The sequence below is a fragment of the Nautilia sp. PV-1 genome, from assembly GCF_004006315.1.
GTDB lineage: Bacteria > Campylobacterota > Campylobacteria > Campylobacterales > Nautiliaceae > Nautilia > Nautilia profundicola_A.
Genome location: NZ_CP026530.1, coordinates 706,811 through 720,711, shown reverse-complemented (window position 1 = coordinate 720,711; position 13,901 = coordinate 706,811). Strand labels below are relative to the sequence as shown.

The 13,901-nt window shown below is 36.3% G+C and carries 12 protein-coding genes; 7 read left to right on the top strand and 5 right to left on the bottom strand.

Annotated elements, in window-relative coordinates; all coding sequences use genetic code 11:
* The first annotated feature begins 11 nt into the window (after positions 1-11).
* From C3L23_RS03940 to C3L23_RS03925, 4 genes are read left to right on the top strand one after another with little or no spacing between them, the layout of a single operon-like run.
* Complete coding sequence (locus C3L23_RS03940) at positions 12-917, top strand: aldolase (protein WP_127680051.1); 906 nt, start codon at positions 12-14, stop codon at positions 915-917.
* Between the two features lie 46 nt (positions 918-963).
* Entirely contained in the window at positions 964-2,349 is a 1,386-nt protein-coding gene (locus C3L23_RS03935) for an NAD(P)/FAD-dependent oxidoreductase (protein WP_127680050.1), read from the top strand.
* An 18-nt stretch (positions 2,350-2,367) separates the two neighbouring features.
* Positions 2,368-4,767 (top strand): phosphoenolpyruvate synthase, encoded by a 2,400-nt coding sequence (ppsA, locus tag C3L23_RS03930; RefSeq protein WP_127680049.1) that lies wholly within the window; start codon positions 2,368-2,370, stop codon positions 4,765-4,767.
* Positions 4,768-4,784: 17 nt separating this feature from the next.
* A complete protein-coding gene (locus tag C3L23_RS03925) occupies positions 4,785-6,185 on the top strand; it encodes an MBL fold metallo-hydrolase RNA specificity domain-containing protein (RefSeq protein WP_127680048.1) in 1,401 nt (466 codons plus the stop codon).
* A gap of 57 nt (positions 6,186-6,242) precedes the next feature.
* On the opposite strand, the gene purL is transcribed toward C3L23_RS03925, so the two are convergent.
* Positions 6,243-8,438, bottom strand: a complete 2,196-nt coding sequence (gene purL / locus C3L23_RS03920; RefSeq protein WP_127680047.1) for a phosphoribosylformylglycinamidine synthase subunit PurL — start codon at positions 8,436-8,438, stop codon at positions 6,243-6,245.
* Between the two features lie 182 nt (positions 8,439-8,620).
* Between purL and dnaJ the strand changes: the two genes are divergently transcribed.
* Positions 8,621-9,715 carry a molecular chaperone DnaJ gene (gene dnaJ, locus C3L23_RS03915; protein ID WP_127680046.1) on the top strand — a complete coding sequence of 365 codons (1,095 nt, stop codon included), beginning with the start codon at positions 8,621-8,623 and terminating at the stop codon, positions 9,713-9,715.
* Here the strand turns inward: dnaJ and C3L23_RS03910 are convergent.
* Genes C3L23_RS03910 through folD form a run of 4 tightly spaced genes read right to left on the bottom strand, consistent with a single transcriptional unit; the run spans position 9,702 to position 12,478 of the window.
* Positions 9,702-10,124 (bottom strand): hypothetical protein, encoded by a 423-nt coding sequence (locus C3L23_RS03910; RefSeq protein WP_127680045.1) that lies wholly within the window; start codon positions 10,122-10,124, stop codon positions 9,702-9,704. The two genes, dnaJ and C3L23_RS03910, sit on opposite strands and share 14 nt — an antisense overlap.
* Entirely contained in the window at positions 10,121-10,780 is a 660-nt protein-coding gene (locus C3L23_RS03905) for a site-2 protease family protein (protein ID WP_127680044.1), read from the bottom strand. Before C3L23_RS03905 ends, C3L23_RS03910 begins: the two co-directional genes overlap by 4 nt.
* A gap of 13 nt (positions 10,781-10,793) precedes the next feature.
* A complete protein-coding gene (lepB, locus tag C3L23_RS03900) occupies positions 10,794-11,627 on the bottom strand; it encodes a signal peptidase I (protein ID WP_127680043.1) in 834 nt (277 codons plus the stop codon).
* Positions 11,624-12,478 carry a bifunctional methylenetetrahydrofolate dehydrogenase/methenyltetrahydrofolate cyclohydrolase FolD gene (gene folD, locus C3L23_RS03895; protein WP_127680042.1) on the bottom strand — a complete coding sequence of 285 codons (855 nt, stop codon included), beginning with the start codon at positions 12,476-12,478 and terminating at the stop codon, positions 11,624-11,626. Before folD ends, lepB begins: the two co-directional genes overlap by 4 nt.
* 61 nt (positions 12,479-12,539) lie before the next feature.
* Here folD and C3L23_RS03890 point away from each other — a divergent pair, with 61 nt between their 5' ends.
* A complete protein-coding gene (locus tag C3L23_RS03890) occupies positions 12,540-12,923 on the top strand; it encodes a cytochrome c (RefSeq protein WP_127680041.1) in 384 nt (127 codons plus the stop codon).
* Between the two features lie 11 nt (positions 12,924-12,934).
* Positions 12,935-13,840, top strand: coding sequence for a CoA ester lyase (locus tag C3L23_RS03885; RefSeq protein WP_127680039.1), 906 nt, complete (start codon positions 12,935-12,937; stop codon positions 13,838-13,840).
* The last annotated feature ends 61 nt before the right edge of the window (positions 13,841-13,901 follow it).

Genomic DNA, 13,901 nt, shown 5'->3' with positions numbered 1-13,901 from the left:
AGGAGTATAAAATGTTAGAAAAATATTTACCTGCCGATGTTCCGGCAGAAAAAAGAAAAGAATTTTTAAATATCCTTGAAGAGGTTACAAACTCTACAGGAAGACTTATGCTGTTTGCGGGAGATCAGAAAGTAGAACATCTAAACAATGATTTCTACGGTGAGGGAATCCCGGCAGACGACCATAATCCCGAACATCTTTTTCAAATCGCATCAAATGCAAAAATAGGAGTTTTTGCAACACAGTTCGGACTTATCAGCAGATACGGAGTGGATTATCCGGATATACCTTATCTTGTTAAACTGAATTCTAAAACCAACATAATCCCGTATGAAGCCAAAGATCCGTATTCCGAACAGTGGCTGAGTGTTAATGACGTTGTTGAATTTAAAAAATACAGCGGAGTTAACATTAAAGGCGTAGGATATACCGTGTATCTCGGAAGCGAACACGAACATTCAATGCTCAAAGAAGCCGCAAATATAGTTCATCAGGCACACAAAAACGGGCTTTTGGCAGTATTATGGATGTATCCGAAAGGAAAATTCATTCAAGACGAACATGATAAACACCTGATAGCGGGAGCCGCAGGTGTAGCGGTATGTCTCGGAGCGGACTTTGCAAAAGTGAAAGTTCCTTATGAAAACAGTCAGTTTAAACCCGAACTCCTTCATGAAGTAGTTCAGGCTGCCGGAAAATGCGGTGTATTATGTGAAGGCGGTAAAAAAATAAATGAAGAAGAGTTTTTAAAAGAATTATACGAACAGATTCACATCGGAGGCACGAGAGGAAACGGTACGGGCAGAAACATACACCAAAGACCTCTTAAAGAAGCAATAAAAATGGCAAATGCTATATATGCAATAACTTGCGAAAACAAAAACACGCAAGAAGCATTAAAAATTTTGAATTCTTAAGCTTTCTTAAAGTTTTAAAAAGATATAATAAACCAAAGGATAGAAAATGGAGTATGATTTAATCGTAATAGGAGCCGGACCGGGCGGAACGCCCGCAGCAATGGCGGCAGCCGCATTCGGTAAAAAAGTTTTACTAATAGACAAAAGAGAAAAACCCGGCGGTGAATGTCTTTTTGAAGGATGTATACCCTCAAAAGTTTTGGAAAACGCCGCTAATAAATTCGCTTTACTGAAAGAAGCTCCGAATTTCCATATAGATCTGTCTAAATCACCTCAAATCCACTGGGAAGAAGTATTAAAAGACAAAGAAGCAATTATAAAAAAAAGAGCTGAAGCAGCATACGAACAGATCCAGCAAAACCCGAATATCGATTATATTCAAGGTGCTGCAAGTTTTGAAAGTAAAAACAGTATTAAAGTAAACAGTCAGATTTTTACTTTTAAAAAAGCTCTGATCGCTACCGGCGCAAAAGTAAATCTGCCGCCTTTTAAAGGCAACGGTATTGAAAAAGCCTGGACAAACAGGGATGTTTTTTTTGAAAAAGAGCTTCCTAAAGAAATCGTTTTTATAGGAGCCGGAGCCATAAGCTGCGAACTTGCAGGAATGTTTAATAAACTCGGTGTAAAATGCACTATCCTTGAAAGAGGAGAAAGAATACTTAAAAGACTCGATAAAGAAGCGGCCTTGTTCGTTCAAAATAAAATGATAAAAAACGGTGTTGATATAAAACTGAACGTAAATCTGGAAAAGATAGATTATGAAAACGGCAAATTCAAAATATATTACAACACTTCAGTTTTAGAATCCAAAAAAGTTCTTCTTGCCACAGGAAGAATTGCAAATCTTGAAGGTCTTAACCTTGAAAAAGCTTCCGTTGAATATGACAGACACGGAGTAAGAGTAGATTCTACCCTTAAATCTAGCAATGAAAACATCTACGCCTGCGGAGACTGTATAAATACTCCTAAATTCGCCCATACGGCGACATATGAAGCAGGAGTGGCCGTTCATAATATGTTCGCCCCGAATAAAAGAGAGGTGAATTACGACAACAATTCCTGGGTTCTGTTTACAAGCCCTCAAATCGCATCAGTCGGAATTGACGAAAAAGAAGCGGAAAAAAGAAACATAGACATCACCGTAGAAAAATACGATTATAAAATAGACGCCAAAGCTCAAATAGACAAAAAACCTTTCGGGTTTATCAAATTCGTAATACATAATAACCAGATTATAGGTATTCAGATTTTAAGCGAAGACGCCGAAACTCTGATAGGAGAAGCGTCATTAATAGTATCTAAGAAAATGTCGCCAACAGACCTGTTAAACACAATTCATCCCCATCCTACTTTAACGGAAGGGTTCGGCAAACTTGCACAGCAGATATTTTTTAAAGAAATGATTAAAAGATTCAAAAACAATCCAAATTAAAAACAAAAAGGAGAAATTATGAGCGCGTTTATCAAATGGTTTAAAGAAATAGGTATAAAAGACACTGATGAAGTCGGAGGCAAAAACGCAAGTCTGGGAGAAATGTATAATCATTTGACACCTTTAGGCGTAAACGTCCCAAACGGCTTTGCAGTAACTGCAACCGCATATAGGCATTATCTTGATGTGAATAATTTATGGGAGCCTATTGCCAAACTGTTTGAAAATTTCAATCCTGACGACATAGACGAATTAAAAGCTGTAGGAAAAGCAGCAAGAGGCCTTATAATGAAAGGCGAAGTGCCTGAAGATTTAAAAAAAGAAATTCTAAGCAGTTATGCAAAACTTAAAGAAGAATACGGAGATGACGTAAGTTTGGCTGTCAGAAGTTCTGCAACGGCTGAAGATTCTCCCACAGCTTCTTTTGCGGGACAGAATGAAACGTACTTAAATATCAAAGGTGACGACAACCTGCTGTGGGCATATAAAATGTGTATAGCTAGCAACTTTACCGACAGAAGTATAAGTTACAAATACACTCATAATTTCGATCCTTTAAAAGTATATTTATCAGCCGTAATAATGAAAATGGTCAGGAGCGATTTAGGAAGCAGCGGTGTTATGTTCAGTATTGATACCGAAACCGGATTTAAAGACGTTGTATTTATAAACGCGGCATGGGGACTTGGTGAAAACGTAGTTCAGGGAACTATCGATCCTGACAGCTTTTTTATACATAAACCTACATTCAAAAAAGGCCATAAAGCTGTATTGAAAAGAAAAAGAGGAAATAAAGAAAAAACAATGGTTTTTTCTGACAAATTAGAAACCGCTAATCTAGCGGAACAGTTCACTAAAAACATTAAAACCCCTATAGATAAAAAAATGCAGTTTGCAATTACAGATGAAGAAGTTCTGCAGCTGGCTGACTGGGCTATCAAAATAGAAGAACACTATACAGAAGTAAACGGTCATTATACGCCTATGGATATGGAATGGGCAAAAGACGGAGTAGACGGAAAATTATATATGGTTCAGGCAAGACCTGAAACGGTTCATTCTCAGGAAAGTATTAACGAATTTGAAATATATAAACTAAAAGAAAGATCAAACGTTATTTTAACCGGTAATGCCGTAGGAGAAAAAATAGGAGCCGGCAAAGTAAAAATCCTAAAAAGCATGGCTGAAGCCGATAAATTTGAAAAAGGTGACGTGCTTGTCGCGACAACCACTTCTCCGGACTGGGAACCTGTAATGAAAATAGCAAGCGCTATCATTACGGAAACCGGAGGCAGAACATGCCATGCGGCGATTGTCAGCCGTGAGCTTGGCAAACCGGCAATAGTGGGTGCAAAAAACGCCACTAAGATATTAAAAGAAAATCAGGAAGTAACTGTCAGCTGTGCAGAAGGGGAAGTCGGAAAAGTTTATGAAGGAATACTTGATTTTGAAATAGAAAAAGTGGACATTTCAAAACTTCCTCGTCCTAAAACAAAAATCATGATGAACCTAGGAAACCCTGAACTTTCTTTTTCTCTTGCCAAACTTCCGGTAGACGGTATAGGACTGGCTAGAATGGAATTTATTATAAACACATACATCAAAGCTCACCCGATGGCTATAAAACATCCTGAAATTTTAAGCGATACGGAAAGAGCTTTAATAGACGAACTTGCATTTCCTTACAATGGTGAACCCGAAGATTTCTTTATCAAAACATTGAGTGAAGGTGTTGCAACCCTTGCAGCCGGAGTTTATCCTAAAAAATGCATTGTCAGAATGAGTGATTTTAAATCAAACGAATATGCCAACCTTCTTGGCGGTAGACATTTTGAACCTGTGGAGGAAAATCCTATGATAGGTTTCAGAGGAGCCGCCAGATATACTCACCCTAATTACAAAGACGGATTTGAGCTTGAATGTAAAGCAATGAAACGGGCTATATTTGATATGGGATTTGAAAATATAGTTTTAATGATACCGTTTTGCAGAAGAGTCGAAGAAGCAAAAAGAGTAAAAGAAATTTTAACTCAAAACGGCCTTGGAGATGTTGAAACATACATGATGTGCGAAATTCCGAACAACGTAATACTGATAGATGAATTTTTAGATGTTTTTGACGGAATAAGTATTGGTACAAATGATTTGACACAGCTTACATTGGGAGTTGACAGAGACTCTCAAATAGTGGCGTTCGATTATGAAGAAAGAGACGAAGGCGTCAAAAAAATGGTTAAAATGGCCGTAGAAGGCGCTAAAAGAAATAAAAAATATTCAGGACTATGCGGACAGGCTCCAAGCGATTATCCTGAATTTGCAGAATTTTTAGTAAATATAGGAATTGAAAGTATGAGTCTAAACCCTGACAGCGTACTTAAAATTATAAAAGATATAGCAGAAATGGAAAATAAAAAATAATTTATAAAGGACTGGTAATGGAAAATCAAACATATGAGCAAAGTTTCGGTGCCGCTAAAGTCGTAACAGGCTCAGCACATTTATTAGATACAGGCAAAAGCAAAATTTTAATCGACTGCGGTATGTTTCAGGGGCTGGAAGAGCATAAAAACTATGAGCCTTTTGGTTTTGATCCCAAAGAAATAGACGCGTTAATAATTACCCACGGACATTTAGACCATGTGGGAAGAATACCTCTTCTTTACAAAGGAGGATTTAAAGGAAAAGTTTTTGCCCACCCGGCCACGTTTGACATAGCAAAAATAGTTTTAATGGACGCAGGAAAACTTCAAGAAGAAGAATATAAAACCAAATATAAAAAAGCTCAAAGACGCGGAAAAGAAAAAGATGTCAGAAAACCTCTTTTCACTCAGGATGAAGTAAAAGAAATATTCAAAAAAATGAACAGACAAAAAATAGAATATGACAAAAAAATAAAAATCACAAAAGATATCAAAGCCACATTTAAAGACGCCGGACATATCTTAGGCAGCAGTTTCGTAGAAATCGACTTTAAAGAATTTGATATAAAAAAAAGAATAGTTTTCAGCGGAGATTTGGGAAATAAAAACAACGGAATACTGCCAAAACCACATACTCCGACATATGCCGACGCTTTGTTTATTGAATCTACATACGGAGACAGAAACCATAAAAACATTGACGACAGTATCAGAGAATTTAAAAGCGTAATTATAAACACTCTTTTAAACGGAGGAAACGTATTAATTCCAACTTTTGCAATAGAAAGAGCACAGCAGATACTGTGTATACTCAAAGAAATGAGTGAAGAAAAATCACTTCCTAAAAACGCAAAAGTATTTCTCGATTCGCCTATGGCTACGAAAGTTACAACTGTATATAAAAAATGGGACCAGCTTTTAAGCAAAAAATGTCAAAAATATAAAAAACATCCATTTGAATTCGATCAGTTAAGACTAGTAAGAGACGTAGAAGAAAGTAAAGCCATAAACAAAATAGAAAGAGGAGCCGTAATTATAGCCGGAAGCGGAATGTGTAACGGCGGAAGGATTCTTCATCATATGAAACACAGAATATGGAATCCGAGAAACGCACTGCTGTTTGTAGGATATCAGGCAAAAGGAACACTCGGAAGAGATATTATTGACGGTGCAAAATTCATAAGAATTTATCATGAAGAAATAATAGTCAAATCAAAAATTTACACAATTAACGGATTCTCCGCACACGCCGATCAAAAAGAGCTTCTTGAATGGATGAATGAATTTGAAAAACTTGACAGAATTTTCTTAATACACGGTGAATACGACAAACAGGTTATATTTAAATCCGTAATCCACTCATACTTCGATAAAAAAGCACATATAGTAGAACAGGGAGAAAAGATTTATCTTTAATCCCTTCTATAAATTCAATAATCGAAAATCAAAAAAGAAGCAAAAAGCCGGAATTTATTAAATTATTTCGTTTTTAAGGATTTTAGGGAAAGTATTGAAGTATATATCTTTAGCTTTTTCAAGAGAAACTTCGACATCATTAATTTTAATTTTATCTCCGCCGACTTTTCCTGCTTTTTCAAAATAAATGCCCTTATCACTGCAGAGTTTTTCAAACTCGGCTTCGTTTTCGGGTTTAACTTCCACAAAAGCCCTGCTTAAAGATTCGGCAAATATATCTTTAGGAGAATTCACGCTGATATTCAAATCAAGCCCTTTATCGCTTACACACGCCCATTTATATGCAGCAATTGCCGTTCCACCGGTAGAAATATCTTTTGCGCTTTCAATCAGATCACTTTGCAGTACGTCCCAAAGTTTAAGTTCTTTTTCAAAATCAACCTCAGGATGAACTCCTGCAACTTTATCTCCGAAAACTTTAAGATAAAGACTTCCGCCAAACTCAGGTTTCGTTTCGCCTAAAATATAAACGCTGTTTCCTTCATTTTTAAGATCAGTCGTTCTGTAATCGTCGCCCGCACCGACCATTGCAATTTCAGGAGTCGGATATACACCCTCACCTTCATTTTCATTATAAAGTGATACGTTACCGCTGACAACAGGAGTGTTCAGTTCACGGCATGCTTCTTTGATACCTTCGCATCCCATTTTAAACTGCCACATAATTTCAGGATTTAGAGGGTTTCCGTAATTCAGACAGTCGGTAATCGCTAAAGGCTTTATTTTTTTAACGGCTACGTTTCTTCCGGCTTCCATTACAGCAGCTGCTGCTCCCTTTTTAGGATCGATATAATTAAATCTTGCGTTACAATCACACGCCATTCCAAGGAATCTTCCGTTTTCTTTGACTCTAATGACGCTTCCGTCGGCTCTTTTTGTATCTACGGTATTTGTCTGTACCATTGAATCGTACTGCTCATAAATCCACGCTTTGTCAACCACTTCGCTCTCAGCCATCAGTTTTTCAAACGCTTCTTGCGGATCTACTTCAGGGATTTGTACGTTTTTGATTTCTTTAAGGTATTCAGGTTCTTTTATAGGTCTCACAAGTTCCGATGCTTCTTCAGTAATTGGATCCACAGGGATATCCGCCACTTTTTCACCGTGCCAGAACAGTTCAACCCTTCCCGTATCCGTAACTTCACCGATCACCTCAGCGTCAAGATCGTATTTTTTAAATATTTCGATAACTTTGTCCTCATACCCTTTTTTGGCACAAATAAGCATTCTTTCTTGCGATTCGCTAAGCATAAGCTCATAAGGGTTCATTCCCTCTTCTCTCATCGGAACTTTGTCAAGGTGCATTACAAGTCCGCTGCCGCTCTTTCCGGCCATTTCAAAACTTGAAGATGTAAGTCCCGCAGCACCCATATCCTGAATACCCACTATATAATCGGTTTTGAAAAGTTCCAAACAGGCTTCCATTAAAAGTTTTTCAGTAAAAGGATCTCCTACCTGAACTGTAGGTCTTTGATCTTCGTCACCTTCTTTAAAGCTATCAGAGCTCATTACGGCTCCGCCAAGTCCGTCTCTTCCTGTTTTAGACCCTACGTAAATTACAGGGTTTCCAATACCTTCGGCTTTTGCGTAAAATATTTCATCCTGAGGACAAATTCCGAGTGAAAATGCGTTAACTAAAATATTACCTTTATAACACTCTTCAAACGCAGTCTCTCCTCCGATCGTAGGAACGCCTATACAGTTTCCGTACCCGGCAATTCCGGCAACTACCCCGTGAAGCAGATGTCTGTGAAATTTAGCGGTTTCATCGTCGCCTTTAATGTGTGCGAATCTGATGGCGTTAAGGTTTGCAACAGGTCTTGCTCCCATTGTAAAAATATCTCTAAGTATTCCCCCTACTCCCGTAGCCGCTCCCTGATAAGGTTCAATAAAAGATGGATGGTTGTGAGATTCCATTTTAAATACAGCCGCCATATTACCGCCTATATCAATAACCCCTGCATTTTCTCCGGGACCCTGAATAACCCAAGGCGCTTCAGTAGGAAATCCTTTTAGATATACTTTACTTGATTTATATGAGCAGTGTTCGCTCCACATCGCACTAAATACACCAAGTTCAACAAAATTAGGTTCTCTTCCTAAAATTTTTTTAATATGTTCATAATCTTCCCAAGATAATTTATGTTTCTCAAGCACTTCATTTAATTGATTCTTATCAATTTCATATGCCATAATATACCTTTTTTTAAAGAAATTATACCATATATTAAGTTGGGAAGTTGTTAAGTGGGTAAGTAGATAAGTGGTTAAGGAATTTAGACAATCATAAAACTTTTTACAGCTTCACAACTTAACCGCTTCACAACTTACCCACTAAAGTTGTTATAATTCCACAAAAAATTTAGGAGGGGCAGTTGGATTATTATGAAATATTAGGTGTTGAAAGAACTGCTACAAAAGTAGAAATAAAAAAAGCATACCGAAAACTGGCTATGAAATACCATCCTGACAAAAATCCGGGCGACAAAGAAGCAGAAGAGATGTTTAAAAAAATAAATGAGGCTTATCAGATTTTAAGCGATGATGAAAAAAGAGCCATTTACGACAAATACGGAAAAGAAGGTCTTGAAGGACAGGGATTCAAAACGGATTTTGATTTCGGTGACATCTTCGATATGTTTAACGATATATTCGGAGGAGGATTCGGCGGGGGAAGAGCTGAAGTACAGATGCCATACGACATAGACAAAGCCGTTGAAGTAACATTAGAATTTGAAGAAGCGGTTTACGGGATAAGCAAAGAAATAGAAATTAGTTATTTTAAATTATGTCCGAAATGTCACGGAACAGGAGCGGAAGAGAAAGAAACATGCCCTAGTTGCCACGGAAGAGGAAGTATAATCATGGGCAACGGATTTATGAGAATTTCCCAAACATGTCCTCAGTGTAACGGTAGAGGTTTTATTGCCAAAAAGGTATGTAACGAATGCCGTGGAAAAGGTTATATTGTAGAAAAAGAAAAAGTAAAAGTTGACATTCCCGCCGGAATCGATACCGGTATGAGAATGAGAATAAAAGGCCACGGAAACCAGGATATAAGCGGATACAGAGGCGATTTATATCTGATTTTCAATGTTAAAGAATCAAAAATCTTCAAAAGAAAAGGCAATAATCTTATCGTTGAAGTTCCAATATTTTTTACAAGCGCAATTCTCGGAGACAGCGTAAAAATACCAACTTTAAGCGGAGAAAAAGAGATAGAAATCAAACCTCACACAAAAGACAATACAAAAATCGTTTTCAGAGGAGAAGGTATTGCTGATCCGAATACGGGATATAAAGGCGATCTGATAGCAATATTAAAAATCGTTTATCCTAAAAAACTGACCGATGAACAAAAAGAACTGCTTGAAAAACTTCATAAAAGTTTCGGAGGAGAAATTAAAGAACATAAAAGCCTGCTGGAAGAAGCTATAGATAAAGTAAAAAGCTGGTTTAATAAATCTTAATTTTACTTTCTATCTCTTCTATTATCTCTTCAATATTTTCAGTTACCGTTATATTGACAGAAACACCCTTTTCATTTAAAATATTTTCCAGCTTCTGTCTTACTTTATACATACCTAATTCCCCGGTTTCAAAAAGTAATATTACAAAAGCATTGTCATATTTTGCCAGCAAATCGCTTTTTCTTATGTTTTTTTTAAGTACATCGATTTTATCTGCTTTAAATGCAAATAAAAGAAGGCTGATTTTTATATTTTTGTATCTTTTGTATATTTCGAGACTCTGTTTTAAATATTCAATAAAAAAAGCTTTTGAATAAATATCGTATTTAGGATCTTTAATTAAATTAACATACAGTTTTTCAATAATTTCAACGAGCTTTTCTTTAGGTAATTCCGTAAGTTTATTCATAATAATATCTTAATCAAAACCTCAGCCGGATAAAAAAAATAATTACTCAACGGTGTAAACAGTATAATCATTAATATAATCATACCGTACGGTTCTATTTTATTATAAAACTGCACAACCTTATGACATTTAAACTCTAAAGACAGATACTTAAGCGCATTAGCACCGTCAAGCGGAGGAATCGGAAACAGGTTAAACACAGCCAATATAACGTTTATAAGTACAGTATACATCAAAAACATATATAAAAACAGACTAATCAAACCGCTTGGCTCACCTACCAAACCGATAACACTTGAAGCAATAACGGCTAAAGCAAAATTATAAACAACTCCTGCAACGGAAACATTAAACGCTCCGATATAACCACCCCTATTTACAACGGTAAATATATTTACAGGCACAGGTTTAGCCCATCCGAAAACTATCGGATCGGCAACACCTGCAAGCTTTTGAGAAATAAACAAAATCAATGGAAAAACAATACTTCCAAAAGGGTCTATGTGTTTTAAGGGATTGATGCTAAGCCTGCCTTCTTGTGTGGCAGTAAGATCCCCATAATGTTTGGCTACTAGTCCGTGCATTATTTCATGGCCGACTATCGCAATGACAAAAGCAAAAGCCAAAGCCGTGTATTTAATAATATAAAATTCCACATAAATCCTTTAATTAATCTGCATTAGGATTACAGCCGGCTGTCAGATACGGCTTTTTACCTTCTCTTAGTTCATTTTCAATTTCATTGATCGTTTTACCTATTCTGTTCCATCTGATTGTATAGTTTGGACAGTTTTCAGCTTCGTCCTCTCCAGGTTTTTGCATTACCCAGCTCATATAGATAAACCAAGGTTTCCCTACTATCAGTTTATACGGCACCGGTCCCCAGAATCTGCTGTCGTCACTGTGGTCTCTATTGTCACCCATCATAAAATAATTGTCTTTAGGCACTATTACAGGTCCGTAATTAATAACTTCTTCAGGAAAATCCACTTTAGGATCGTGATGAATACCGGGATGCATTTTCATATATGGATTAAGAGCCCATTTTTCACCGTTAATCTCAACTACTTTCGCTTTCATTTTTTTAGCAAAAGCAACTGTTTTTTCATCATTGTTTTCAACTCTTAAATACAGATTTTTATTCCTAACCATCAATTTGTCGCCGCCTACGGCCACGCATCTTTTAACAAAGTGAAGTTTAGGATTTACAGGGTATCTGAATATAACTATATCTCCTCTTTTTGGTCTCGGACCGTCGATTAGATGCCCGTCACCCCTGAAATCCGGTAGCAGCGGTATCTCTAACCAGGGAATATGAGGAATTGGAACTCCGTATGCAAATTTTTTGGCAAAAAGCGCGTCTCCCGGCATTAGCGTTCTTTTCATACTGCCGCTCGGAATTACAAAAGCCTGAGCCAAAAAGAAAATAATAAGTAAAACAATAACAATAGTGCCGGTCCATGTATTCGACCAGTTATACAGTTTTTTCAGTTTCTCTTTCATTTAACCTCTTTCGCAAAATTTTTAGCGGCTTTTACAGTATTTTTAAGAAGCATAGCAATTGTCATAGGCCCTACACCGCCAGGTACGGGAGTAATATATGAAGCCTTTTTACTTACGTTTTCAAAATCAACATCACCTACAAGTCTACCGTCATCCAGTCTGTTAATACCTATATCTATAACAATCACTCCGTCTTTTACCATATCTGCTGTAATCAGATTAGGCTTTCCGACTCCTACTATTACTATGTCAGCTCTTTTTGTATGGGCGGATAAGTCTTTTGTTTCTATGTGGCAGATATCAACAGTAGCCCATGCGTTTACAAGAAGCGCCCACATAGGTTTACCTACAATATTGCTCGCACCAACTACGCAAACGTCTTTTCCTTTAAGATCAATGTCATATTCTTCAAAAAGTTCCATTACACCTAAAGGCGTACAAGGAGCAAAAGTATCAAGCCCTTCGACAAGTCTTCCCATATTATAAGGATGGAAACCGTCTACGTCCTTGCTCGGATCCACCGCTTCAAGTATTTTTGTGGTATCTATATGTTTTGGCAGTGGTAGTTGAATTAAAAGCCCGTGTATATTAGGATTTTCATTTATCATTTTTATAGTTGATAAAAGCTCTTTTTCGGTTATGCTTTCAGGAAATTCATGTACCACACTGTAAATACCTACTTTTTGACATGAATTTTTTTTCATTTTTACATATGTATGACTTGCAGGATCGTCACCTACAAGTATTACGGCAAGCCCGGGAGTTACCCCTTTGTTTTTTAACTCTTCAACTTCTGTTTTTAAATTATCTTTTATTTTTTCGGATAGTTTTTTTCCATCAAGAATTGTCATTATCTTTCCTTTTTGATAAAATGAGAAATATTTGAAATTTTAACATAAAAGGTAAAAGTTAATGTTAATTCGATTATTTTTTGCCACTTTGTTTGTTTTTCTTTACGCTAAAGAAGACAACTGGTTCATTACAAACCTGGAATACGGCAAAATGCTCTACAACAACCCAAGAGGAATAAGCTGTGCAAAATGTCACGGTATAAAAGGAAAAGGCAAAGTTATTACCTCTTACATTAATTCAAAAGATAAAAAAGTAATCATTAAAACGGTTCCTATCAAAAACATAACATTTGATAAGCTAAAAAAAGCACTTTTCCATCAGATAAAAATAAAACCGGTACTTCGCAAAAACCCTAAATCACCTCTCAGATTTATGAACATTATGCCGAAATACGATTATCTCACCAACGATGAAATAAAAGCGCTGCTGTTATATCTCAAATAAAAGGACTGACCATGATCTTCGAAGACATCTCGGAATTTGAAAACATTGTCAAAACCAACGATATCAAAAAAGCCCTCTCCTATATTAAACATTCATATTCTTCCCAGTTATTCAGTACAAAAAAAAGAAGCGTTCTTATGGTAAGCGGCCATCAGGTTAAACATCTAAACAAAATAGACTCTCTTCCGGCAGATGTAATAATGCTAAATCTTGAAGACGGCGTCCCGAAAGAAAAAAAAGAAATAGCAAGAATAATGACAGCCGTATTTTTATCCAACTTAAAAAACAGCGGGAAAGAAATTGTAATAAGAGTCAATCCTATAAACGAAGGAGGTCTTGAAGATATTAAATTTTTAGATAAATTCAGTTTCAATGCGTTTAGAATTCCAAAAGTTAACAGTATCGAAGAAATTGACGACGTTTTTATGAAAACGGACAAGGAAATACACGCCTCAATAGAAACAAAAGAAGCGTTTTTTAATTTAAAAGAGCTTAAGCATCCGAAACTTACTACGTTTTACATAGGTATTTACGATCTTCTTAACGAACTTAAAATTTCACATTCGGTAATTACGCCGGAAAATCCTCTGATCCATAAAATTTTAAGCGATTTTTCACTCACAAGCAGATATTTAAACATAACCCCGATTGGATTTGTATATCAGCATTACAAAGATCTTGAAGGGTTTAAAAAATGGTGCTTAATACAAAAGAACCTCGGCATTCAGGGAGTGGGATGTATAACTCCTGCCCAGTGCGAAATAGCGAATAAAATATTTGATGAAGATTTGGAGTTTGCAAAAATAATAGTAGAAAGGTTTGAAAAAGAAGGACCGTTTACCTTTGACGGCCTGTATGTGGACGAACCTATTTATCAAAATTATAAATTCTTACTGAGTAATTTTGTAACATATTAATATTTTTTTTAATTTTTTAAGAATTTTATAAGTAAGAAATAGTATAATTTCATCAGTTTTT